The following is a 23,493-nucleotide window of genomic DNA, read 5'->3' on the forward strand; positions in this document are numbered from 1 at the left end:
ATAACTGGCAATCCAGGTGGTCCCATCACCCTGGCAAAAATCAGGTCACACTGGTCCCATCCTCATGGCAGGCGACATTCCCCGTCTCAGGTCAGGTGCGCGCGTGTCCCGTTCACCGACCACACCTCGCGGATCAGTCCATCGTCGGTGAAGTCGAAGACATCGATCCCGCCCGCAGCCACCTCACCCAACTGCATATTCCACAGCATCCGTCCATGTGCGCCGTCCACAGCCCGGGCAATCTCGGTGAACACCACCTCAGGATGCCGCTCGCGCCACCCCTTCAGGAACCGAGCGAAACTCTCCGCGCCCAGCACGTCGTCGCCCGGATTCGACCCATCTGACTCCGAGACCAGGAAATGAATCCGGAAGTCCTCACTGCAGATCTGACGCGCGATCTCGCAATCCTTGTTCCACATCTCCAACCACACCGCCAGCACCGCATCCGCGGCAGCCGAGTTTGTCTCCACTATGTTTGCGTTGTCGTTCATGGCGCCAGCGTCAGACACCGCCGCGACAACGGTATGTCGGTGTTTATGGCGCCAGATTCGAAAGCGAGTCGCGGCCGCTCGAACTAACCACCACGCGAGACGATGTACCCGCGGATCAACGTCAACAGTCGTCGGCGGCCGAACGGCTCACCGTGGCCCGGATACACCACCCTCACCGGCAGATCCGCGACCCGTTCCAACGAGTTGATGTAGTCCGCGACCACAGCGCCACGAATGTCGTCGAGAAGTTCTTCTCCCGGATCCAGGTCATACACGACATCGCCCGAAAACAGCACGCCCTCTTGCGGTTCGAAGAATGCCACGCTGCCCGGGCTGTGCCCCGGCAGATGCAGTGCCGTCAGCACCCGATCGCCGAGATCGATCGTGTCGCCGGCGCTGATCGGCCGACAGGTCTGCGGCGCACGCACCGCGTACGCGTCGACGTCGTAATCCGAAACGGGCACCGCCGTCAACATCACGTCCGGCAACGATTTGGCGTACGTCGCCGACAGACCCAGCGCCGAAACCAACGCGTCCCGGCGCAACGAACCCGGTGCGGGCGTCGACGCCATCTCGTCGACATGGGCGTAGCTCGCCCCGAACTCATGCGATCCGCCGATGTGGTCGAGGTGCGCATGGGTCAGCAGCAGATCGGGCTCGCGTTCGAACAGTTGCGGCACGCCGCTGCGCAACGGGCAGACGCCAAGACCGGCATCGACCACAACGTCTCTCGATGACCCCCTCAAATGCCAGATGTTGCAACGCAAAAAGAGGTCGACATGCGGCTCGGTGACCCGCACCAACCAGTCATCGACGCGAGTGGACTCAAACCACTGGGCCGCGACCGGAAGACTGCCCGTGGCGACTACTCCGGCCGATAGCCGAACGGCAGCAGCACGCTCTTGGCTTGCGTGTACTGCTCGATGCCCTCGGGCCCGTTCTCACGCCCGATGCCCGAGTTCTTGTAGCCGCCGAACGGCGCACCTGGATCGAACGCATACATGTTGACCGCGTAAGTGCCAGTGCGGATTTGCGACGCGATCTTCATCGCCTTGTCGTTGTCGGTCGTCCACACGCTGCCCGCGAGCCCGTACTCCGAGTCGTTGGCGATGCGCACCGCGTCCTCTTCGGTGTCATAGGGGATCACCACCAGGACCGGGCCGAAGATCTCCTCCTGCGCGATCGTCATCGAGTTGTTCACATCGGCGAAAACCGTTGGCTGAACGAACCATCCGCTGTCCAGACCCTCAGGACGGCCGCCGCCGGTGACCAGTCGCGCGCCCTCCTCGATGCCCTTCTTGATGTAGCCCTCGACGCGCTCACGCTGCTTCTCGCTGATCAGCGGGCCGATCATCGCGCTCTCGTCGTCGGGAAGCCCGACCGGCATCGCCGCGGCACCTGCCGACACCTTCTCGACGACCTCGTCGTACCGTGACCGCGGCGCCAGGATGCGGGTCTGCCCGACGCACGCCTGCCCGCTGTTCATCAACCCGGAGAACAGCAGCATCGGCAGCGTCGAGTCCAAGTCGGCGTCTTCCAGGATGATCGCCGCCGACTTGCCGCCCAGCTCCAACGAGCACGGCTTGAGCTTCTCGGCCGCGATCTTGCCGATCTCCCTGCCGACCGCGCTGCTGCCCGTGAACGTGAACTTGTCGATCTCCGGATTCGCCGTCAGCGCCCGCCCGGTCTCCGGCCCACCCGGCACCACCGAGAGCACGCCCTCGGGCAGACCGGCCTCGGCGAACATCTCGGCCATCGCGAACACCGACAGCGGCGTCTCGGCCGCGGGCTTGAGCACGACGGTGCAGCCCGCCAGCAGCGCCGGGCCCAGCTTGTTCGCCGCGAGGAAGAACGGCACGTTCCACGCCGTGACCGCGCCGACGACGCCGATCGGTTCGCGTACGACCATCGTCTCGCCGTACACGCCCTGCCGGAAGTCGCGCCACGTGAACTTGTCCGCCGCGCCGGCGTAGTACTGGAACGCCGACATCGCGGCGCCGTACTGCATCATGTCCACGATCGTCTTCGGCTGGCCCGTCTCCGCCGCCAGCAGGAACTTCAGCTCGTCGGCGCGCTCCTCCATGATCTTCACCGCGGCGCCCAGCACGGCGGCCCGCTCCTCGGGCGACATGTGCGGCCACGGTCCCTCGTCGAACGCCTTGCGGGCGGCCGCGCAGGCCGCGTCGACGTCGGCCTCACCCGCCAGCGGGACCTTGCCGACGAGCTCGCCGGTGGCCGGCGAGTGCACCTCGATGACCTCAGATGTCGCCGGTTCGGTCCACTTGCCGCCGATGAACAGCTTGTCCCACTCGGTCCTGAAAGCCGTGCTTTGCGTCATGGCCGTCACATTACCCATCGTCGAGCCAAACGAGAACCTGTTGCAATTCTGGCTTTCACCGCGGCCGCAGGACCAGCACCAGATTGCTCACCAGAAACTCCCTCAGCAGCGGGACCCTCACCATCCACCACGCCCATCGCGGGTGGTAGCGGGGGAAAGCTGCGACCAATACGCCGCTCCGCGCGCCGAACTTCAGCCCGTCGGCGACAGACACCGCGAACAGTGACGAACCGTAGTTGTTCTTTGGCGGATGGCCGTGCTTGCGGGTGTAGCGGGCCGCGGCGCGGGCGCCGCCGAGGTAGTGGGTCAGCCCCATCTCGTGGCCGCCGAACGGCCCCAGCCACACCGTGTAGGACAGCACCACCAGGCCGCCGGGCTTGGTCACCCGCAGCATCTCCTCGGCCAGCCGCCAGGGCCGCGGCACGTGCTCGGCCACGTTTGAGCTGAGGCAGATGTCCACGCTCGCGTCGGCGAAGGGCAACGCCATGCCCGATGCGCGCACGTAGGTGGCCGATCCCGTCGTCGCCGGTCCTGCGTGCATCTCCGCCGGATCGGGCTCGACGCCGATGTAGTCGAATCCGGCTTTTTGGAACGCCGTCGCGAAATAGCCTGGGCCACCGCCCACATCGAGCAGCGTGCAACCCGCGACGGGCTCGCCGCGGCTGGCCTGCCACAGGTCGCCCACCATCGCGGCGGTGTCGGCGGCCAGCGCGGTGTAGAAGCGCGCGGGGTCGGTCTGCTCGAAGCGGAACTCCGACAGCAGCCGCACCGACCGCGACAGCGTCGCACGCCGGGCGAATACCTCGCTGACTGACATCAAGGCGAACCCTACGCAGCGGCTACGCTGGCACGGATGTCCGTTCGACCTGTCCGCTCCGTGCTGCTTCTGTGCTGGCGCGATACCGGCCACCCCCAGGGCGGCGGCAGCGAAGCATATCTGCAGCGCATCGGCGCTCAGCTGGCCGCATCGGGCATCGACGTGACGCTGCGGACCGCGCGCTACGCCGGCGCCCCGCGTGACGAGGTCGTCGACGGGGTGCGAATCAACCGCGCCGGCGGGCCGTACTCGATCTACATCTGGGCGGGGCTGGCGATGGTCCTGGCGCGGATCGGGCTCGGCCCGCTGCGCAAGGTGCGCCCCGACGTGGTGATCGACACCCAGAACGGGCTGCCGTTCCTGGCCCGGCTCGCCTACGGGCGCCGCGTCGTGCTGCTCGTACACCACTGCCACCGCGAGCTGTGGCCGGTGGCGGGGCGCTGGAAGGGGCGCTTCGGCTGGTTTGTCGAGTCGCGGCTGTCGCCGTGGCTGCACCGGCGCAACCAGTACGTCACGGTGTCGCTGCCGTCGGCGCGCGACCTGACAGACCTCGGCGTCAACGCCGAGCACATCGCCGTGGTGCGCAACGGTTTGGACGAGGCGCCGCCGGACACGCTGACGCGGCCGCGCGCCGACCATCCGCGCATCGCACTGCTGTCGAGATTGGTGCCGCACAAGCAGATTGAGGACGCGCTGCACGCCCTCGCCGAGTTGCGGCCGCGGGTGCCCGGCCTTCACCTCGACGTGGTCGGCGGCGGCTGGTGGCGCGACCGCCTCGTCGAGCACGCGCGCCTGCTCGGCGTCGACGACGCCGTCACCTTCCACGGCCATGTCGACGATGTCGCCAAACACGAAGTGCTGCAACGGTGCTGGGTGCATCTGCTGCCGTCGCGCAAAGAGGGCTGGGGACTGGCTGTTATTGAGGCCGCCCAGCACGGCGTGCCGACGATCGGTTACCGATCCTCTGGTGGGCTGACCGACTCCATCGTCGACGGTGTGACGGGCCTTCTGGTCGACGACCACGCCGAATTGGTGAGCGGTCTGGAGCGTCTGCTTACTGACCATGTGCTGCGCGACCAACTCGGCGGCAAAGCCCAGGCCCGCAGCGCCGAGTTCTCCTGGCAGCAGAGCGCCGACGCGATGCACGAGGTGTTGCAGTCGCTGCTGGCGGGCCAGCGCCTCAGCGGCGTCGTCTCCCCCTGCCCCTAGGGGACCGGCTTCCCGCCGGCCATTTCGCCCAAACCGACAAACGGGCGGGAAAGTGGGAGTAAAAGCCGCCATTTCGTCGAGTTCGGTGCCGTGCGGGGGCAGATCGCCTTTGTTCGGCGGGGGCCTGCCTCGTCGCGATGGTGCCTGTCGAATACGCCAACGGAACAATCCCCCGCGCCGAGACCGACAAAATGGCGCGATCCTCTCGACCTTTCTCACCCATGTGTCGGTTTCGGCGCACCAGGGCCTAATTGCCGAACGTCACCGGAAGGGTTGCGGGACCGGTGATTCCGACCAGCGGCCGCCACTGCGTCAACCCGTCGCGGCGCAGCCTCGGCATCCGGCGCGCCATCACGGCTAACGCCGTCGCGAGCTCGCGGCGCGCCAGATTCGCGCCGAGGCAATAGTGCGCGCCGGCACCGAACGTCTGCATCGGCGGCGCGCCCTCGCGCAGGACGTCGAAGCGGTCCGGCTCGGCATAGGCCTCGGGATCGTGGTTGGCCGCCGCTGTATTGCACAGCACGAACGTGCCCTCGGGAATCAGCACATCCGCGAGTTCGACGTCCTGCGTTGCCATTCGCAGCGCACCGAACACCACGGGGCAGAACCGCATGACCTCTTCGACGGCCCCCGTCGCCAACTCCGGGCGCCGCCCCAATAGCCGCCACTGCTCGGGATAGTCGCAGAACACGTCGACCGCGGCGGCCAACTGATTACGGGTGGTGTCTGTGCCGGCCATCAACAGCCCCGCGGCCAGCATCCGCAACTCGTCGGGCGAGAGCCGGTCGCCGTCGTCTTCGGCGCGAATCAACTCCGAGATCAAGTCATCCGTCAACGACTGACGCCTTCGCGCGACCATCTCGTCGACGTAGTCGTCGAGTTCCGCCCAGGCAGAAAGGATTTCACGCTCATACTCGACGACGTTCCATGAGAACAGCTTGAAGAAGTCGTCGGCCCACGCGTCGAACAGCCGCCAATCCGCGCGGGGCGCTCCCAGCAGCGCGCAGATGATCGGCACCGGATACGGCCGCGCGATGTCGACCACCGCATCGGCGCGGCCACGGGGCCTGACCTCATCGATCAAGCCGTTGATGATCTGGACTATGAGGCCGTGCAACCGAGTGACCGACCGCGGCGTGAACGCCTTGGACACCAGCCGTCGCAGCCGCGTGTGGTCATCGCCGTTCAGCCCCAGCAGGCTGGTGCTCGCACGCTGCCACAACGGACCCGACGAAATGCCCTGCGCCTCCAGCCCCAGCCCGGGCGGGACGATGAACCGGCTGTCGCGCAGCGTGGCGCGCACCAAGTCATAACTGAGGATCTCCGGCCCGTGCGCACCCATCGCGATCGGCCCCTGCTCCAAGGCCTTGCGCAGATTGCGGTGGGCTTCGTCGGGGCTCGGCGCGTCCTCGTACTCGACGGTCGGCAGTTCGGCTTCGAAGACACTCACGACGGTCATGCGCCCCATGCTTCTGCCCGCCGAACAGGGCCGATAGCGTAGTCGACTACTTCACTGGGCGCCGCGCCCGCGCAACCACCATTCCCGCCAGGCCGCCGGCCAACATCGCCACCCACACCCAGTGCACCGTCAGCATCAACCCGCGGTGCGCCGCCGCCGGGTAGTCGCCGCCGATCCGGGTCAACGACAGGTCGTCACCGGACTGCACCAGCAGCCACCCCACGCCGGCGCGGGCCAGCTCGTGCGGGTCAGCACCCGCGGTCAGCAGGCCCTCGACCGAGCGCGCCCGACCTCCCTCGCCGGGCACCAGCCGGCCGGAGATCACCAGGTCCCCGGTGGTCAGCACCTCGGCGCGCACCCACCGCGGCAACGGGTCGAGCACCGGAGCGTCGCCCGCCCACGGGAAGTGGCGCATGCTGCCCGTCGGCAACACCGCGACCGGGCGCGGGTCGGCGTTGATCGCCGCCGCGGCGGCCGCCCAGCCCGGCGGATAGTGCACCGCGACGACCTTCCCCCCTACGCCCCACGCCAAATCGGGCAGCGTCGCGATCAACGCCAGGCTGCACACCGTCGCCGTCACGAACGCAGGCAGCCACCGCCGCAGCGTCACCACCGCGGCCGCGGCGGCCACGGTGTAGCCGGGCACCGCCAGCGCCACCCACTTTTGCCCGTCGCGCACCACGCCGATGCCGGGAAACGCCCGAACCGCCGATTCGACCACGGCCAGCCCGGGAGCCGTCGCCATCGCCGCGGGCACCACGACGGCGACCACCGCAAGAACAAGCAGCGGCACCGCCAGCGGCCGCCGCATCGCGACCGGCACACCCACCGCCACCACACCCAGCAGGACCACGGCCGCAACGACCACGAAAAGCGTTGTGCGCGAGGCTGGTACGGCCTCGCCGTTCCAGATGCCGCCCAGGCTGGCCAGGCTGCCCAGCGTGCCGAGGCCCGGTTCGGCGCGCGCCGCGAACGCACGTACCCCCTCGGCCTGCGACGACGACAACGACTGCGAGACACCGGCGGCCACCAGCCACGGCAACGCCGCCACCACCGCCAGCCCCAGCGCAATCCCAGCGCACACCCCGCGTGGCCGTCCGGAACCCGGCGTTACCGAACACACCACCGCCACCGTCGCCGCCAACATCAGGCCCGTGGGCGTCAGCCCAGCCAGCGCCGTCCAGAGCGCCAGCGCGCACACCCGCGGCCACAGCGGTGCGTCACCAACCAAACGCAGCTGCAACACCGTCGCGGCCACCCACGGCAGGCATCCGTAACCCACCAGCAGGCTCCAGTGCCCCTGCAGCAGGCGTTCGGCGACATAGGGATTCCAGATCGCCAGCGTCGCCGCGACGAACTGCCCGGGCATACCCGCGTCCGGCACCACCACGGCGGCCAGCCGCGCACATCCCCACCCGGCCAGCCACAGCCCCGCCACCAACAACGCCTTCACGACGATGCCGCCGTCGACGACCTGCGACACCACCGCCACCGCGAAGTCCTGCGGCAGCGCCCGCGGCGCGGCGTCCGAAAGCCCCAACGCGGCATCCGACAAATACGACCGCGGCGTCGACACCGCATCGCGCAGCAGCAGATACCCCGGCGCCAACAGCGGAGCGATCACCAAAACAGCGAGTGCCAGCGCATAGGCCGGCACCGCCAGTCGTAGAAAGTAGCGCTCGATCAGACCGGTCTGTCGGGCGGCCGTCCTGGCCGCTGAGCCGGTAGCTTCTCGGTCTTGGCTTCGGCGCCGGGCACCTTGATGCCCTGGGTGTCGAAGAACCCGTGGTCGGCCTCGTCGAGGCCCGGGTCGATCAGGGCGGATTCGGCACGCAGGCTGAACGACCCCAGCAGCGCGCCGCCGACCAGCGCCACCAGACCGACCGCGGTGAAGGTGATCGGCAGGATGCGCCCCCACAGCCCGATCCGGTCGCGCTCCGAGCGGGCCGAGGCCACCTGCGACTCCACCGTCTGCTCATTGGAGGTGACGGTGTAGTCGACGAACGTCACCTCCGGCTTGAGGGCCTCGCGCGCGTAGTAGTGGTTCGCGTGCTCCTCGGTCTTGACGATCGTGCCCGACACCGGATCGACCCAGAACGTGCGCTGCGCCGCGTAGTAGCGCGTCATCGTGATCTGCTCGTCGGGATCGCCCGGCAGACCCCACATCGCCGCCCGCGCGGTCACCTGGCTGTCCTCGTCGTCGTCGTACAGCGAGGCGTACTTGACCGGCTCGACCAGTTTGCCGTCGGCGTCGTAGCCGATGTTCTGGGTGAATCGGTAGGTCGTCAGGCCGTTGACGTCTTCCTCGCCGTCGTAGTTGGCGTCGAACGCCTTCTGCGCGATCGGGTCGAACACCGGATAGGTCTGCTTCTCGGTGTTGAACGGGAAGCGGTAGGCCAGGCCCTCGTGCGGTAGCGCGATGTTCGTCGGCGGCTGGTCGTCTTCGATCGTGCGCGGCTTCTGCACGGCGCCGCCGGGATTGCTCTCGCTGGACACGGCTTCGGCGGTCTTGCGGTCGACGGTGACGGTGTCGACGATCGCCAGCAGCAGCCCGTTGTCCTGCTGCTTGTCGGTGCGGCGCAGCGTCGTGCCGACCTGCAGGGTGACGACGTCGGCGTTGGACGGGGTCTCGACGCTGATCTGTTGCTGCTGAGTCAGTGGGACGTTCTTGTTGATCTCGAACCGCTCGCCGGCCAGCGACGCCGGATCGAATGCGGTGCCGGTGCCGTCGCTGACCAAAGTGGCGTCCAGGTCCAACGGGATCTTGGTGATCTTGCTCTTGGTGTAGGTCGTCAAGAGCAGCGCAGCAATCAACAGGGCTGCGCCCAGCCCCATGATCCCGCACGCTGCGATACGCAACGCCACTGCGCGGTTCAAACCGTTCCTCCCTGGCTCAACGTCGTCGGCCCTGCCGGCGTCGTCGGTTAGGCGACCCCAATGGCTAGCGACCCTAACAGCACAAACTAAGGCGCTCACTTACTGCAACTACTTCCGGCAACTCCGTACCCATCCTGGTGTACGGCACACTGGTCGCCGTGGCCGAGTCCGTCGAGCAATCCCAGGGCGTCGGGGGCACCCGTGGGTTCCTGCCGCCCGTCGAGGGCATGCGCGCGTGCGCAGCCGTCGGAGTGGTGATCACCCACGTCGCCTTCCAGACCGGCAACAGCGGCGGCGTGACCGGACGCCTGTTCGGCCGCTTCGACCTGGCCGTGGCGGTGTTCTTCGCGCTGTCGGGCTTCCTGTTGTGGCGCGGCCATGCCGCCGCGGCCCGTGGGCTGCGGCCCATCCCGCCGACCGGGCACTACCTGCGCTCCCGCTTCGTCCGCATCATGCCCGCCTACCTGGTGGCGGTCGTCGTGATCCTCGCTCTGTTGCCGGACGCGAAGGCTGACCTGACGGTCTGGCTGGCCAACCTGACTCTCACCCAGATCTATGTGCCGCTGACGCTGACCGCGGGGCTGACCCAGATGTGGAGCCTGGCCGTCGAGGTGAGCTTCTATGTGGCGCTGCCCGTCATCGCGCTGCTGGTGCGACGGGTCGGCGTGCGGGCGCGCATCCCGGTGCTGGCCGCCGCCGGTGTGGCCAGCCTCGGCTGGGCGCTGATCCCGATCCACACGCCCGTCGGCGTCAGCTCGCTGAACTGGCCGCCGGCGTTCCTGTCGTGGTTCGTCGCGGGCATGCTGCTGGCCGAGCTGACGGTGACGCCGGTGTCGTGGCCGCACCGGTTGGCGCGGCGCCGATTCTTGATGGCGGTCATCGCGGTGGCGGCGTTCCTTGTCGCGGCCTCGCCGCTGGCCGGGCCCGAGGGGCTGACGCCGGGCACTTCGCAGCAGTTCATCGTCAAGGTCGCGATGGGCGCGGTGGTGGCCGGCGCGCTGTTGGCGCCGCTGGTGCTCGACGCGCCCGACACCCCGCACCGGTTCCTCGGCAGCCCGGTGATGGTGACGCTGGGACGGTGGTCCTACGGCCTGTTCATCTGGCACCTGGCCGCGCTGTGGATGGTGTTCCCCATCATCGGCGAGTTCGCCTTCAACGGGCACATGCCGGTCGTGCTGGTGCTGACGGTGGTGATCGGCTTCGCGATCGCGGCGGTCAGCTACTCGTTGATCGAGTCGCCGTGCCGAGTGGCGTTGCGGCGCTGGGAGTATCGCCGCAGCAGCCCTTCGTCGCCCGCGCCGCCGCTGGACAGCGCGGTTGAGCGCGTCGCCGCGGGGTAGGCACTCCTGATGCCGGGTTGGCTCGCTGCGGGATGTTGGGGACTTGTTGCCGGCGCCGCACTGGTGGTGGGGGCGCTTGTCGCGTGGACCGTACGGGTGCCCGCGAAAGTCGTCGCGTCAGTCATGGCGTTCGGTGCGGGTGTGCTGATCTCGGCGCTGGCCTTCGACTTGGTCGACGAAGCCGAACAAAGCGGCGGCCTGCTCGCCGTCACGCTCGGTTTTCTGGGCGGCGCAGTGGCCTACGTTTCAGCGAACGCGGTGTTGTCTCGGTACGGTGCGCAACATCGCAAACGTTCGCGTGATCGTCAACCGACCGAGGAAGAAGCCAACGGCAGCGGCGCCGCGATCGCCGTCGGCGCCCTACTTGACGGTGTACCGGAGTCCGTGGTGCTGGGCGTGTCATTGCTCAGCGGCCAAGGTGTCGGCGTCGCGATGCTGGCCGCGGTCTTCATTTCCAATCTGCCCGAAGGGCTTTCCAGCGCCGCGGGCATGAAGCAGGCCAACCGCAGCGCCCGCTACGTGTTCGGGGTGTGGGTCGGTATCGCGGTGATCAGCGGCGTGGCCGCCATGCTGGGATATCTCTTGTTGGACGGCGCATCCCCGTTCGTCATCGCCGTGATCACCGCCATCGCCGCGGGAGCGATTCTCGCCATGATCGCCGACACGATGGTGCCGGAAGCCTTCTCCGAGACCCATGTGCTCACCGGGCTGATCACGACGCTCGGGTTCCTGACCGCTTTCGCGATCGAGCGATTGGGGTGATCGTCAGGACCGAACCCGCGCCAGGCGCGCGATGACCTGCTCGCGCACGGCGGATCGGCGCGCCTTGCCCGCGTCGTCGCGCAGTGGGGTGTCGGTGAATTCCACCGCGCGCGGCACCTTGTAGCCCGCGATCCGTTCGGCCAGAAAGTCCTTGACGGCCGCCGCGTCGAGCCCGTCGGCCTGGACGATCGCATACGGCACCTGGCCGAGGTCGTCGTCGGGTACGCCAACTACCAAGCAGGACAACACATTCGGATGGGCGCTTAGCGCCGACTCGATCTCGGCGGGATACACGTTGCGGCCGCCGACGGTGAACATGTCCACCCGCCGATCGTTGAGGTACAGAAAACCGTCCTTGTCGAAATAGCCGAGGTCGCCGAGCGAATCCCAGCCGTCGCGGCTCTTGGCCGTCGACCCGACGTAGCGGTAGGTCGGCGCGCTGCCCGGCGACGGGCGCATGTAGATCTCGCCGCTGACCCCCGGCGGGCACTCGTTGCCGTCGTCGTCGAGCACCTTCATCTCCCCGGCGACGACCACACCCACCGAGCCGGGATGGGTCAGCCACTGCTCACCCGAGATGAAGGTCAGCGCCTGAAGTTCGGTGCCGCCGTACAGTTCCCACACGACCTCGGGCCCCAGCAGGTCGATCCAGGCGCGCTTGATCGCGGGCGGGCACGGCGCGGCCAGATGCCAGAACCGCCGGATCGACGACAGGTCATAGGCATCCGGATTGGCCCGGTACACCGGCAGCAGCCGCTGCATGATCGTCGGCACGGTGGCCAGGAACGTCACGCGGTGTTGCGTCACGAGGCTCAAGAAGTCATGCGGCTCGAACCGCGGCATCAGCACCAGATGGTGGCCCTGCACCAGGCCGATGGCGAACGTGGTGAAACCGGTGTTGTGCGACAACGGCACCGACATCAGGTTGACGTCACCGGGCTGGGCGCCCAGCGGATAGCCCGCCCGTGCCGGGAACCGGCTGTCGCCGCCCGCCTCGATCAACTTCGGCCTGCCGGTGCTGCCGCCGGAGGCCATCACCTTCCACACCGGCGACACCGCCTCCGGCAGCGGGGCATCCGACACCGCCGGGTCGAGCGTGAAATCGCTTGGCAAAGAGGGGGTTTGCCCGCGTGGGTCGTCGCGGCCCACGATCAGCGCCTGAGGGTGCAGGTTGAGCAGGGCCTCGAGTTCGGCATCGGGCAGCCGCGCTGACAACGGCTGCGGCGTCGCGCCCAGCTTCCACGCCGCCACCACCGCCTGCGCCCACTCGACCGAGTTGGGCAGCACGATCGTCACGTAGTCGCCGACGCCGACGCCGCGTTCGGCGAATACGCGGGCAAGCCGGTTCGTCGACGCGTCGAACTCGCGCCGGGTCAGGGTCCGCCCGTTGCAGGTGACCGCGGGAGCGTCGGGATCCTCAGCAGCCAGCCGCGACACCTGTGTCCCGATCGGCGGAGTCGCCTCCGACATGTCAGTAACCGCCTTGCTTTTCGAAGATCATGCGCGGGTTGTCCACCAGCATGGCGTGAATCTGCTCGTCGGTCACGCCGCGCTGCTTGAGCGCAGGCAGCACATCGTTGTGGATGTGCAGGTAGTGCCAGTTCGGCATGGCGGCTGGCACCAGCCCTTCCGGCAGCCAGTCCATGAAGCACGAGGCGTCGTGCGAGAGCACCATCTTGTCGGCGTGCCCGCGTTCGCACATCGTGGCCACGGTCGCGACCCGCTGCTCGGTGTCGAGGAAAGTGTCCAGCCCGAAGCGGTCCATGCCGATGTAGGAGCCGTTGCCGATGATCTCTTCGAGGTAGTCGATGTCGGTGGTGTCGCCGCAATGGCCGATCACCACGCGGGTCAGGTCGACGCCTTCCTCGGCGAAGATTCGCTGCTGCTCGAGCCCCGGCGGGCGGGGGCGTGCGTATGCGTCGAGATCGGCACGCCGGTCTGGCGGTGCGCCTGTGCGACGGCCCGCAGCACCCGCTCGACGCCGGGCGTGACGCCGGGCTCGTCGGTGGCGCACTTGAGGATCGCCGCCTTGATGCCGGTGCCTGCGATGCCTTCGGTGATGTCGGCGACGAACATCTCGGTCATGATCTCCGGGCCGTCCAGCAGCGTGCCGGGCCCCCTGAAGTGGAAATGCATCGGCACGTCGTTGTAGGTGTACATGCCCGTCGCGACGACGATGTTGATGTCGGTGGCCGCGGCGATGCGCGCAATGCGGGGGATGTAGCGCCCCAGCCCGATCACCGTCAGGTCCACGATGCTGTCCACACCGCGCGACTTGAGCTCGTTGAGCCGGCTGATCGCGTCGGCCTCTCGCTCGGCTTCGTCGCCCCAGATCTGCGGGATAGTTGTCGAGGATCTCGGGCGATGTCACGAAGACATGTTCGTGCATCAGCGTTACGCCGAGGTCGCCGGTGTCGATGACTCCCCGCGCGGTATTCAGTTGCGGCACGCCGCCGATGCTACCCACGCCACCCCGCCGCCCAACGTGCAGATTCTGTGAAAAAACTGGCCGATTTTCGCAGAGGTTTCACGCTCGCGACGGGCTGTCGCCGGGCGACGGGCCGTCGCCGGGCGAAGGGCTGTCGCCGGGCGAACCGCTGTCGCCGAGCGCGGCGGCCGCAGCCACCGCCGCCACCGAGATCAGCGCGAGCAGCTGCACCCCGGCGGAATGCCCGACGTAGCCGTCCACCGACCGCCACGGGTTCTGCGACAACACCGCACCAGCGAGGATCAGCCCACCCGCAGCCGAGCCGACGGTGACCGCCTCGCCCAACCTGGCCCGGTTGCGCAGCGCATATCCCACGCCCAGCGCCGCGCCCACCACGACGACACCGGCCACCCCGGAGACGAAGAAGCCGACGGCCAGCACGCCGAGCCCCGCCACGAGGGCGCCTGGTCGCCAGGGCCGCGCCGGCTCGGCAAGCGGGGGCGGCCGTCGCGCGGGCACGAGCGCCAACAGCAGCAGGATCGGCAGCAGCGCGAGCCCGGTCATGATGCCCGCGCGGTAGATCGCATTGGACGGGAACGACAACGTGATGGTGCCCGACGTGCCCGGCGGGACGACCCAGCCCTGCTGCCAACCGTTGACGGTCACCGGGGTCAACTGGGTGCCGTCTTCGGTGCGTGCGGTCCAACCGGGGTTGATGCTCTCGGGCACGACGAGCACGCGCGACGCCTGCGACGCGGGCACGTTCAGTTGGCGGTGGTCGGCGCTCCACGCCGTCGGTTGCACCGGAGTCCTTGGCGCACTGGGCAATTGGCGACCGAGCGGTCCGACCAGTTGCACACCGTCGACGACGAACGCCGCGCCGGGACTGATCAGCAGTTCCTGCTCACCCGCGGGCAGTTCGATGGGCGCGTGACAGGGTTTGGCCGCGATGGGGTCGCCGTCCAACAGCGCGCCGACCGTGGTGTCGATCGACGTCTGGACGAACTGTCCCGCGACGGCGATGATCGGCCCTCGCCCGCACGGCAGCGTCACCGCTCGCGACCGGTTGCGTTCCGCGTCGGCGGCGGCAATCGGGCGTCCCTGCCGGTCGATCGCGGTGACCTCGGCCAGGCCAGGCGGCTTGAGCTGGTCGAAACCCAGTGCGGTGCGGTCGATCACGTCGTCCCAGTCGAGGATGGACAGCTTGATGGTGTCGGTGGTGCGGGGCCGCAGCCGAAGCGTCTGCGCGCCCGCGTCTCCGGACAGCGAGCGCACCTGCGGCCCGTCGCCGAGATCGATCGCCACCAGCCGCGGATGCGCGGGCAGCGTCGACGAACTCGGCGTCACCTGCAGCGCGCTGACCTCGGTGGGGCTGGGCAGCGTCAACGCCAGGTTCGGCGGGGTGCGGTGTTGCACGACGCGCTGCGGCGCCGTCCACGACGTGCGCGGGTCGCCGTCGGTGGCCGCATAGGCCGACCCGAGCACGTCGATCGGATCCGAATCACCGGTCGCCCGTGTGGTATTCGGCTGACGGATCAGGTCGGCCAGATTCGGGCCCTGCCGCGGACGCACCCAGACATGAGGCGTCACCGAAACCGGGTCGGGGACTGTCAGTGTGCGGCTGAGGTTCACCGGTTCCTCCGGTGACAGCGCCATCGCCGCGGCGCAGTGCACGCCGTCGGGTCCCTCCGCGCAGCCGGACCGGCCCAGCAGCTCGCTACCCAGATCCCACTGCGCCACAGCGGAATTCGCGGGCGGTCCGGGCACCTTCACGGTGTGGCGGATCTCGATCGGATGCGCGAAGCCCGACGCGTCGTACTGCGTGACGGTGAAATCGGTGATGCCGAACTGCACGCCGGGTGAGCCGTCGTCGGTGCCGACCGCGGTGATCCGCACCCACGGGGTTTCACCGTAGGGCAGCGCCGCGGTGATCGGCTTGCCCGCCTCATCGAAACGCAGTGTGCTGCTGCCGTTGACGGTGGAGATCTCGATCCTGCGCACCTGCGCGCCCACAGCCGTCGCGCTGGGGGTGATGGTGATGGTGGCGTTGGTGACGGGATGGTCGAAATCGACCTGCAGCCACTGCCCGACGGCGGACTGCAGCGCGTTGGACACCCACGCCGTCGACGAGTCGCTGTCGATGGCCGCGGTCGGCGCGGTCGCGGGCGCCACGTTCGGCAGGGCGGTGGAGTCGGCCGCCGAACTGGACACGGTGATGCGCCCGCCGTTCCATTCGCCGTACACGGTGCGGGTGTCGCCTGCGGGATAGTCGGGCACCCGGTTGAAGGTGTGCCTGGCGTCGCCCTGCGCGCGGATCGCCGAGGAGTGGTCGTCGACGCGGCCGTAGTCAGTCTCGCGGGACAGCGGCGTGTCGGTGACGGTGACGGCGTCGGCGGGTAGCCCGGCGCGCTGCGCGTCGGCTGCCAACAGCGTTGGCCCCAAAGGCGGTTGGCCGAGCAGGCGTCGGCGCTCGTCGAGACGCAGCAGCGCTTCGGGTCCACCGTCGATGCGGGCCATCGCGTCGGTGTCGGTCAGATACGGCAGGCCAGGCTCGGCGTCGGAGGCCACCCGGTAGATCTCCACCGCAGGGTATTTCGGCCGCAGCCCGCTGTCGGTGATGAACCCCGCCAGCGTCCCGGGCCCGACCTCTTCACCGAACTCGGCTTCCTTCGTCAGGCCCGGCGAGCCGTCGATGGCGCGGTGCACCAGCACTGGCCGCGCCGACCGCGACGTCTCGGGATCCAGGTCGTTACGCACGACCACATACGAAATACCTTGCCGTGCAAGGGTATCGGCAAGCCCGGCGGAGGGACGGCCGGCAGCCAGCAGTCGTTGCACCGAATCCAAAGCGCGGATCGTCTGCGGCGGGGTCAGCGGGATCGAGTCGCGCACACCCCACGGGCTGTTGCCGAGCACCTGAAGCGGCTCGTCGTGGCTGCTGCCCCACACCTGGGTGGCGAACGGTGCGCCCGGCACGACGAGCACCCGGCCCGGCGGCGAGCCGGTGTTGTGTTCGTCCAGCCAGTCGGCGGTCTGATGCCAATACGGCGGGATGGCGTCGAACGTGCCTGGCGGCGTCAACCGGCCCGTCCACGCCAACGACGTCGCCGCCGTCAGCGCCACCAGCACCACGACGCCCACCGCGACCCGCTTGTCGTTCTCGGGATGGGCGAACGCGTGCACCCAATCGCGGCGGGGCGCGCTTCCCGGCAGCGGTATCCGGCCGAGCAGATGGGCCAGCCCGAGCACCAGCGGCAGCCGGATCACCGGTTCGAGCTTGTGCACATTGCGCAGCGGAGTCCCCGCCGCGTCCAGAAACGCCTGAACCTCGTGCGCCACCGGCGATCCCAGCCCACCGGCGTATCCGGCCGCCAGCAGTGCGATGCCGACCAGCAGCATCGTCACCAGCCGCCCGCGCGCGGGCATCATGCGCATCGCCAGGCCCGCCAGCCCGGCCGCCGCGACCAGCGCAGTGGCCAGCACCGCGACCGTGCCGGTCACCAGCGATGCACCCGCGGTGGCGTTGGGCGCCACGTACGGCGTCCAGCTGTCGGTGCCGCGCAGCACCTCGGTGAGCGACGCCCATTGCGTTGTCACGCCGGAGGATTCGATGAAGTCGAGGAACGGCGGGCTGATCCGGCCGAGCATGATCAGCGCGACCACCCACCACGTGATCGCCAGCACCGAGCACAACGCCCACCAGGCGGTGAACCTCAGCCACACGCGGTTCGGTCGGTGACAGGCCCACCAGATCAGCGCGGGCAGACAGCCCGTCAGCGTCGCTACCGCGTTGACCGCGCCCATCAGGGCCAGCGCCAGCGCCGACCGCGCCGCGAGCAGACGCAAAGAACTGCCGCCCCCACCGCGCAGCGCCAGCACCACCGGCAGCAGCACCCAGGGCGCGAGCATCATCGGCAGCGTCTCCGACGAGATCGCGCCGATCGTCGTGAGCACCCGCGGCGACAGCGCGAACGCGGCCGCAGCGATCACCCGCGAACCCGGCGAGCCGACGCCGAGCGCCTCGGCCAGCCGCAGCAGGCCCCAGAAGCCGACCGTGAGCAGCAGCGCCCACCACAACCGCTGCGTCACCCAGCCGGGCAGTCCCACGGTGTCGCCGAGCAGGAAGAAGGCGCCGTGCGGGAGCAGATAGCCGTAGGCCTGGTTCTGCGCCTGGCCGAACGGCAACTCGCTGTTCCACAGGTTCAGCGCGCGGGTCAAAAACCGCAGCGGGTTGGCGGTCAGGTCGAGCTTGGTGTCCGGCGAGATCTTGCCCGGCGACTGCGCGAAGGCCAGCAGCAGCGACACGGCCGCGACCAGCCACAGCCAACGGCGACCAAGGGCAGTGGGCGCCGGGGAGTGGGTAGCGGTCGGGCGGCTAGCTACGGTCGCCGTACTCGACACGGTTCAGCACGGCCGACGCCGGATCGCCTGCCTGCACTGGCGGCTTGGTGTCCTGCTGCACCATCAACGTCACACCGAAGATAGCGGCCGCACCGAGCAAAAGGCCGACCACGATGCTGGCCGCAGCGGGCACCAGGAATCGGTCCATGCGGGCCAACGTAGCATGCGGCCATGCCTTTGCCCCGTGCACTCAGTGCCGTTGCGGCCCTGACCGGCCTGTTGGTGGCCTGTTCGCCCGCGGCGGAAAAGCCGGCCGCCTCGTCCGAACCCAGCCCGACGAACACGTCGCTGGACCGGCCCGCCGCCCCCGTTCAGCCTGCCTGTGGCGACGTGCTGCAGATGAGTAACCGCGACAAGCTGGCGCAGCTGCTGATGGTCGGCGTGACCGGCGCCGACGACGCCCGCGCGGTGGTGGAGAACCACCACGTCGGCGGCATCATGATCGGCAGCTGGACCGACCTGTCGATCATGGGGCAGCCGCTGGCCGACATCAAAGACGCCGCCGGCCCGCTGCCGCTGGCCGTCAGCGTCGACGAGGAGGGCGGACGGGTCTCCCGGCTGTCCGGTCTGATCGGCGAGCAACCGTCGCCGCGGGTGCTGGCCCAAACCAAGACGCCCGAGGAGGTTCGCGGCATCGCGTTCCAGCGCGGCCAGGCCATGCACGGGCTGGGCGTCACCATCGACTTCGCGCCGGTCGTGGACGTCACGACGGAGTCCGACGAGGAGGTCATCGGCGACCGCTCGTTCGGGTCGGACCCCGCCAAGGTGACCGAGTTCGCAGGCGCCTACGCGCAGGGTCTGCGCGACGCGGGCGTGCTGCCGGTGCTCAAGCACTTCCCCGGGCACGGCCACGCGTCGGGCGACTCACACGAGGGTGGCGTCGTCACCCCGCCGTTGCCCGAGCTGGAGGCCAACGACCTGGTGCCCTACCGCACGCTGACCACCCAGGGTGCGGTGGCCGTCATGGTCGGCCACATGCAGGTGCCCGGGTTGACCGGCAACGATCCGGCCAGCCTCAGCGGCCCCGCCTACGGGTTGCTGCGCTCGGGCGGCTACGGCGGCCCCGGCTTCGGCGGCGTGGTGTTCTCCGACGACCTGTCCAGCATGGGCGCGATCAACCAGCGCTACAGCGTTCCCGACGCGGCGCTTCGGGCGATTCAGGCCGGCGCCGACGTGGCGCTGTGGGTGACCACCGACGAGGTGCCCGCCGTGCTGGACCGCCTTGAGCAGGCGCTGGCCGCGGGCGAGCTGACGATGCCGCGGGTCGACGAGTCGGTGCTGCGGTTGGCCAACCTCAAGGGGCAGAACCCGCGCTGCTGACCGCGCGGACTTCAGAGCGAATACACGCGTGCGGCGTTGCGCGCACCGATCATGTCGACGATCGCGATCGCGTCCTGCTCGCCGCACTCGCCGGTGCGCACCCACTCGCCGAGGACGAGACCCATGGCGCGCCGCCACAGCACGGCGCCGAGCAGATGCAGCTCGGGCGGACCGAACGCGTCCGACGAGTACAGCTGCTTGGCGAACGGTGCCGTGTCGAGGGCCTCGCCGACCAGCGCGGTCGACCGGCTGCCGAGATAGTTGATGGCAAGGCCCACATCGAAATTCACGTGATCGAACGCCTGCGCCAGATAGCCGGCCTGGCGGTGGAACGGGTAGCAGTGCAGCAGCAGCACCGGAACCGGGGCCATGGTGCGCAGCAGCGGCAGCAGCAACAGCGGATCGGTGCGGTGCAGGTCGAGGTCACGGTCGCCGAATCCCACGTGCACCTGGATCGGTAAGCCGTGCTCGGCCGCCTCGTGCACACCGAATGCGATCAGCACGGGGTCGTCGACGCGCAGCGCGCCGCCCTGTGCGGCGAGCGCGCGGGCGTGCTCGACCACCGCCGCGTCGGTGGGCCGCGACCAGTCGATGTCGAAGCCGACGCGATACGCCGCGATCGTCTTGGTGCCGACGATGTTCGGCGCGTCCACCGCCTGCTGCAGCGCGGTGCGGAAAGCAGCGGGGAAGTCGTCGGGCGTGGTGCCGGACTCGAGCAGGTCCTCGGTGAGCCGCTCCAACCGCAGGATCTCCGACGCCGGGCTGCCGCTGAGTTCGGCGAGTTGGTCCGGCGTGGTGAGCAGGTCGCCCTTGAATCCGGTGTCGATGACCCAGCGCGACACGCCTGCAGGCGCGAGCATCGCAATGGTCAGCTCGTCGGGTCCGAGCTCGCTGCGCCGCGCCCAGTAGTCGTCGGCGGGCGCGTGCGGCGGCAGTCCTAAAACCGGTGCGCACCAACGCCGTATCGCCAGACCGAGCGGCGAGTCGAACATCGTCATGAAGTCGGACACGGGGTCGGTGGAGCCCTCGTTGATGGACGCCTCGAACGTGGCCCTGTCGACGGGTTTGTTGAACGCACCGTGCACGTGGTGGTCGACGAGACGGACGGTGCGGAGGTGATCGGCCAGCGCGCCGGGAACACGATCCGCCACACCCGCGAAGACGTCTGTGACGTCACCACCCGGCATACCGGGCCACCTCCTGCGCGTCGACCTTGCCCGCGGCCGCGTCGGCGATGGCCTCGCCCAGAATCGCCGCGGCTCGTTCGGCCTCCTGTTCGGTCAGCACGAGCGGCGGGGTGATCTCCAAGACATTGCCGCCGACGTAGTAGACAACCGCGCCCAACTCCCATGCACGGTAGACCACCTGCGCGGCCAGCCGCGGATCCCGGTCGCCGGTGTGCGGATCAACCAGCTCGAGACCGATCGCCAGGCCGCGCCCGCGTACCTCGCCGATGCGGTCGGCGCCGGGGGAGCCGGCCAATGCCTTGAGCGCATCCCGCAGCGCGGCACCGACTTTGGCGGCGTTGTCGACCAACCCCTCCTTGACGATGGTGGCCAGCACGGCCCGACCCGCCGCCGTGCACACCGGGTTGCCCGCGGTGGTCAACAGCGCGGCCGCGGGGGGCTGGTCGAGGATTTCGGCGGGCCCCACCGCCGCAGACAGCGGCAGACCGCCGCCGAGCACCTTCCCGAAGGTGACGATCTCGGGCACCACGCCGTCGTGTTCGAACGCATGCATGGTGCCCGGACGCGCCAGCCCCATCTTGACCTCGTCGCAGATCATCGGGACGCCGTGGGCGCGGCAGCGCTCGTGCAACCGCGCGAGGAAGCCGTCCGGCGGAACCACCAACCCGCCGTCGGACAGGATCGGTTCGACGATCAGCGCTGCGACGGACCCGGTCGCCAAGTGCTTCTCGGCCAGGTCGAGGCAAGCGGCGACGTCCGCGTCGATGCCATCACCCGACGGCCGAAAGGGGTTGGGATACGGCAGGAACACCGCATCGGCGTCCGGTGTGACGCCTGCGTCGACGTGCACCCCTGAGACGCCCATCGCGACACCGACTCCGCCGTGGTAGCTGTGCTCGAACGCCAGCACCGTGCGCTTCCCGGTCGCATGCCTGCACGCGCGCAGCGCGACGTCGTTGGCATCGGATCCGGCGTGTCCCAGATACACTCGCCGCTCACCGCTACCCGGTACGAGCGCCAGCAGGTCCTCGGCCAGGCCCACCGAGTCGGGATGCACGGCCGACAGGCCGCCCGCCCCGGGTGCCGACCGGATGGCCCGGCTCACTGCCTCGGCGACGGCCGGGTGCCCGTGCCCCAGCCCGCTGGCCGTCCAGGTAGCCGAGAGGTCGAGCAGTTCCCGACCGTCGGGCGTGACGAGTGTGCAGCCGTGCCCGGACACCACCTCCAGCGGGAAGAACCGGAGCTTCTCGATGCCCGCGATCGCGGCTTCGTCGCGCGCGTAAAGCGGGGTCACGCTTTGAGATTCAGCTCGGTCGACAGCGATTCACCGACCCGCTTGGCGATACCGGATGCGGCGAGCGCGATGATCAACCCGACGAGGCACCAGTACAGGCCGAGCAGCGGTGCGGCCGACCATGACTCAGCGTCCTTCACGTTGAACCACAGCACGACGACGATCACCACGGCCCCGAGCAGCGGCAGCAGCAGACCTGCGGCCTTGCCCCTGCCGCCGTGCACGTGCAGGAACTTCGGCGACCCGACGAACCACGCGGCCGCTATCTCCACCAGCAGATAGCAGACCATGAGGCAGGCCGATCCGGCGACGGCGAACAGGAAGTAGGTGTCGATGGCGTCGTTGCCGGTGCCCATGTCCGGCCAGCCGATCGCGTCGCAGATCATGTTGATCACCAGCGCCGCGATGACCACCAGCCAGGTGGCGCGGCGAGGACCGCCGGTGGCGGGGTGAATGTGCGCCAACGCTTTCGGCCCGAAGCCGTCGCGCGCGAACGCGTACAGCATGCGGCCCGAGGTGGCCGATGTGGCGAGATGGCAGCCGAACGCCGAGACGACGGCGGTGAAGATGATCACGAGGCCGAACCACTGCCCGATGTAGGTGCCGCCGAGGTCGCCGAGGGTGTTGCCGGAACTCTGGAACGCGTCGAGGCCGGCCTGATCGGTGCCGAATCCGGTGACCTGAGCGAACATTACGACCACGAACAGCGCACCGGTCAGCAGCAGGGTGCCCGCGAGCGCACGCGGAATGTTGCGCTCCGGGTTATCGGTCTCCTCGCCCATCGATGCGCAGGCCTCGAATCCGGCCCAGGACAAGAACGCCGCGACCACACCGGCGAGCACCGCGGAGGGAGAGACGTCGCTGCCGGAGAAGGAGAACACCGAGAAGTCGATGCCGGTGCTGGGGGCACCGCCTTTGCCGAAGATCACCGCGACCAGAACGAGCATGGCCAGGATGCCGATGCCCTCGATCGCCAGGAGGATCTTGGCGAGCAGTTCGATGTCTCGGCCGGAGAGCAGGAACGAGATGACGGCCGCGATCACGACGATCACCAACCATGGTGGCTGGTAGGGGTTTTCGCTGTTCGGCTGCAGCTCAGCGATGAACGCGTTGGTGAAGGCGGCCGTCAAGGCGAGGGTGCCGGTGGAAAACGCCCAGTAGGCGCCGAGCATCGCGAACCCCGCGAAGAAACCCGTCCGCGGCCCGATGGTGCCACCCACCAGACCGTAGGACGACCCGGCGTGGTTGAGGTGGCGCGTCAGCCGAACAAAGCTGTAGCCGACGAGCGAAACGCCCACCAGGCCGATCAGGAACACCAGCGGGATCGACTTGCCCACTGTGGCGACCAGCCCCTGGCCGTTGCCCGACATCGCGAGAGTGGGGCCGACGAGCGCGACCGAAAAGGCCAGCGCCACCCAGAACGGCAATCGCCTGCGCGGGATCTGGTCGACCTCGTCTGCCGCGCCTGCCGGTGTGCCAGTGGTCATAGGTGTCCTTACCTTTCTTGAAGGGTGTTTGGGGTCGTCGGCCTTAGGCTTCGAATCACCCAGGGATGTCGGGTATGGCTTTC

The 23,493-nt window shown here is 69.0% G+C and carries 17 protein-coding genes and 1 pseudogene; 4 read left to right on the forward strand and 14 right to left on the reverse strand.

What is annotated here, in order from left to right:
* Positions 1-86: 86 nt before the first annotated feature.
* The 4 genes from CQY20_RS27440 to CQY20_RS27455 form a co-directional block, all read right to left on the reverse strand.
* Positions 87-491, reverse strand: coding sequence for a nuclear transport factor 2 family protein (locus CQY20_RS27440; RefSeq protein ID WP_097943490.1), 405 nt, complete (start codon positions 489-491; stop codon positions 87-89).
* 83 nt (positions 492-574) lie between these two features.
* Entirely contained in the window at positions 575-1,291 is a 717-nt protein-coding gene (locus tag CQY20_RS27445) for an MBL fold metallo-hydrolase (protein WP_272938836.1), read from the reverse strand.
* 65 nt (positions 1,292-1,356) lie between these two features.
* Positions 1,357-2,829, reverse strand: coding sequence for an aldehyde dehydrogenase (locus tag CQY20_RS27450; RefSeq protein WP_097943494.1), 1,473 nt, complete (start codon positions 2,827-2,829; stop codon positions 1,357-1,359).
* Between the two features lie 55 nt (positions 2,830-2,884).
* The gene (locus tag CQY20_RS27455; protein WP_097943496.1) at positions 2,885-3,646 is read right to left on the reverse strand and encodes a class I SAM-dependent methyltransferase; all 762 of its coding nucleotides are present in this window, start codon (positions 3,644-3,646) and stop codon (positions 2,885-2,887) included.
* 36 nt (positions 3,647-3,682) lie between these two features.
* Between CQY20_RS27455 and CQY20_RS27460 the strand changes: the two genes are divergently transcribed.
* The gene (locus tag CQY20_RS27460) at positions 3,683-4,855 is read left to right on the forward strand and encodes a glycosyltransferase family 4 protein (protein WP_097943498.1); all 1,173 of its coding nucleotides are present in this window, start codon (positions 3,683-3,685) and stop codon (positions 4,853-4,855) included.
* 247 nt (positions 4,856-5,102) lie between these two features.
* Here CQY20_RS27460 and CQY20_RS27465 read toward each other — a convergent pair whose 3' ends face one another.
* The 3 genes from CQY20_RS27465 to pgfA are packed head-to-tail and all read right to left on the reverse strand — an operon-like array spanning position 5,103 to position 9,191.
* Positions 5,103-6,314 (reverse strand): cytochrome P450, encoded by a 1,212-nt coding sequence (locus CQY20_RS27465; protein ID WP_097943518.1) that lies wholly within the window; start codon positions 6,312-6,314, stop codon positions 5,103-5,105.
* A 46-nt stretch (positions 6,315-6,360) separates the two neighbouring features.
* Positions 6,361-7,971, reverse strand: a complete 1,611-nt coding sequence (locus CQY20_RS27470) for an MmpA family trehalose lipid delivery protein (protein WP_097943500.1) — start codon at positions 7,969-7,971, stop codon at positions 6,361-6,363.
* Between the two features lie 26 nt (positions 7,972-7,997).
* Positions 7,998-9,191 carry a cell envelope lipid trafficking protein PgfA gene (gene pgfA, locus CQY20_RS27475; RefSeq protein ID WP_097943502.1) on the reverse strand — a complete coding sequence of 398 codons (1,194 nt, stop codon included), beginning with the start codon at positions 9,189-9,191 and terminating at the stop codon, positions 7,998-8,000.
* Between the two features lie 227 nt (positions 9,192-9,418).
* Here pgfA and CQY20_RS27480 point away from each other — a divergent pair, with 227 nt between their 5' ends.
* Positions 9,419-10,531 (forward strand): acyltransferase family protein, encoded by a 1,113-nt coding sequence (locus tag CQY20_RS27480; protein WP_097943520.1) that lies wholly within the window; start codon positions 9,419-9,421, stop codon positions 10,529-10,531.
* 9 nt (positions 10,532-10,540) lie between these two features.
* Positions 10,541-11,293 (forward strand): ZIP family metal transporter, encoded by a 753-nt coding sequence (locus CQY20_RS27485; protein ID WP_097943504.1) that lies wholly within the window; start codon positions 10,541-10,543, stop codon positions 11,291-11,293.
* A gap of 3 nt (positions 11,294-11,296) precedes the next feature.
* Here the strand turns inward: CQY20_RS27485 and CQY20_RS27490 are convergent, their stop codons facing one another.
* The 4 genes and pseudogenes from CQY20_RS27490 to CQY20_RS27505 form a co-directional block, all read right to left on the reverse strand.
* Positions 11,297-12,763 (reverse strand): AMP-binding protein, encoded by a 1,467-nt coding sequence (locus CQY20_RS27490; protein WP_097943506.1) that lies wholly within the window; start codon positions 12,761-12,763, stop codon positions 11,297-11,299.
* A 1-nt stretch (position 12,764) separates the two neighbouring features.
* Positions 12,765-13,742: pseudogene (locus CQY20_RS27495) on the reverse strand (phosphotriesterase family protein).
* A gap of 78 nt (positions 13,743-13,820) precedes the next feature.
* Positions 13,821-18,026, reverse strand: a complete 4,206-nt coding sequence (locus tag CQY20_RS27500) for an alpha-(1->3)-arabinofuranosyltransferase (RefSeq protein ID WP_234816443.1) — start codon at positions 18,024-18,026, stop codon at positions 13,821-13,823.
* 70 nt (positions 18,027-18,096) lie between these two features.
* Entirely contained in the window at positions 18,097-18,270 is a 174-nt protein-coding gene (locus CQY20_RS27505) for a DUF2613 domain-containing protein (protein WP_097943508.1), read from the reverse strand.
* A gap of 23 nt (positions 18,271-18,293) precedes the next feature.
* On the opposite strand from CQY20_RS27505, the gene CQY20_RS27510 reads away from it, so the two are divergent.
* Entirely contained in the window at positions 18,294-19,442 is a 1,149-nt protein-coding gene (locus CQY20_RS27510) for a glycoside hydrolase family 3 N-terminal domain-containing protein (RefSeq protein WP_097943510.1), read from the forward strand.
* A gap of 11 nt (positions 19,443-19,453) precedes the next feature.
* Here the strand turns inward: CQY20_RS27510 and CQY20_RS27515 are convergent, their stop codons facing one another.
* The 3 genes from CQY20_RS27515 to CQY20_RS27525 are packed head-to-tail and all read right to left on the reverse strand — an operon-like array spanning position 19,454 to position 23,410.
* Positions 19,454-20,629, reverse strand: a complete 1,176-nt coding sequence (locus CQY20_RS27515; RefSeq protein ID WP_097943512.1) for an amidohydrolase family protein — start codon at positions 20,627-20,629, stop codon at positions 19,454-19,456.
* Positions 20,616-21,923, reverse strand: coding sequence for an aspartate aminotransferase family protein (locus tag CQY20_RS27520; RefSeq protein WP_097943514.1), 1,308 nt, complete (start codon positions 21,921-21,923; stop codon positions 20,616-20,618). The genes CQY20_RS27515 and CQY20_RS27520 overlap by 14 nt, the downstream gene beginning before the upstream one ends.
* Positions 21,920-23,410 carry an APC family permease gene (locus tag CQY20_RS27525; protein ID WP_097943516.1) on the reverse strand — a complete coding sequence of 497 codons (1,491 nt, stop codon included), beginning with the start codon at positions 23,408-23,410 and terminating at the stop codon, positions 21,920-21,922. The genes CQY20_RS27520 and CQY20_RS27525 overlap by 4 nt, the downstream gene beginning before the upstream one ends.
* Positions 23,411-23,493 lie beyond the last annotated feature (83 nt).

It is taken from the genome of Mycolicibacterium agri (genome assembly GCF_002553505.1).
GTDB lineage: Bacteria > Actinomycetota > Actinomycetes > Mycobacteriales > Mycobacteriaceae > Mycobacterium > Mycobacterium agri.

What these genes read in the sequence shown, in the direction of transcription:
- CQY20_RS27440 (WP_097943490.1), bottom strand. Translation starts at nt 491, where the DNA reads ATGAACGACAACGCAAACATAGTGGAGACAAACTCGGCTGCCGCGGAT.
- CQY20_RS27450 (WP_097943494.1), bottom strand. Translation starts at nt 2,829, where the DNA reads ATGACGCAAAGCACGGCTTTCAGGACCGAGTGGGACAAGCTGTTCATC.
- CQY20_RS27455 (WP_097943496.1), bottom strand. Translation starts at nt 3,646, where the DNA reads ATGTCAGTCAGCGAGGTATTCGCCCGGCGTGCGACGCTGTCGCGGTCG.
- CQY20_RS27460 (WP_097943498.1), top strand. Translation starts at nt 3,683, where the DNA reads ATGTCCGTTCGACCTGTCCGCTCCGTGCTGCTTCTGTGCTGGCGCGAT.
- CQY20_RS27465 (WP_097943518.1), bottom strand. Translation starts at nt 6,314, where the DNA reads ATGACCGTCGTGAGTGTCTTCGAAGCCGAACTGCCGACCGTCGAGTAC.
- CQY20_RS27480 (WP_097943520.1), top strand. Translation starts at nt 9,419, where the DNA reads ATGCGCGCGTGCGCAGCCGTCGGAGTGGTGATCACCCACGTCGCCTTC.
- CQY20_RS27485 (WP_097943504.1), top strand. Translation starts at nt 10,541, where the DNA reads ATGCCGGGTTGGCTCGCTGCGGGATGTTGGGGACTTGTTGCCGGCGCC.
- CQY20_RS27490 (WP_097943506.1), bottom strand. Translation starts at nt 12,763, where the DNA reads ATGTCGGAGGCGACTCCGCCGATCGGGACACAGGTGTCGCGGCTGGCT.
- CQY20_RS27505 (WP_097943508.1), bottom strand. Translation starts at nt 18,270, where the DNA reads ATGGACCGATTCCTGGTGCCCGCTGCGGCCAGCATCGTGGTCGGCCTT.
- CQY20_RS27510 (WP_097943510.1), top strand. Translation starts at nt 18,294, where the DNA reads ATGCCTTTGCCCCGTGCACTCAGTGCCGTTGCGGCCCTGACCGGCCTG.
- CQY20_RS27515 (WP_097943512.1), bottom strand. Translation starts at nt 20,629, where the DNA reads ATGCCGGGTGGTGACGTCACAGACGTCTTCGCGGGTGTGGCGGATCGT.
- CQY20_RS27525 (WP_097943516.1), bottom strand. Translation starts at nt 23,410, where the DNA reads ATGACCACTGGCACACCGGCAGGCGCGGCAGACGAGGTCGACCAGATC.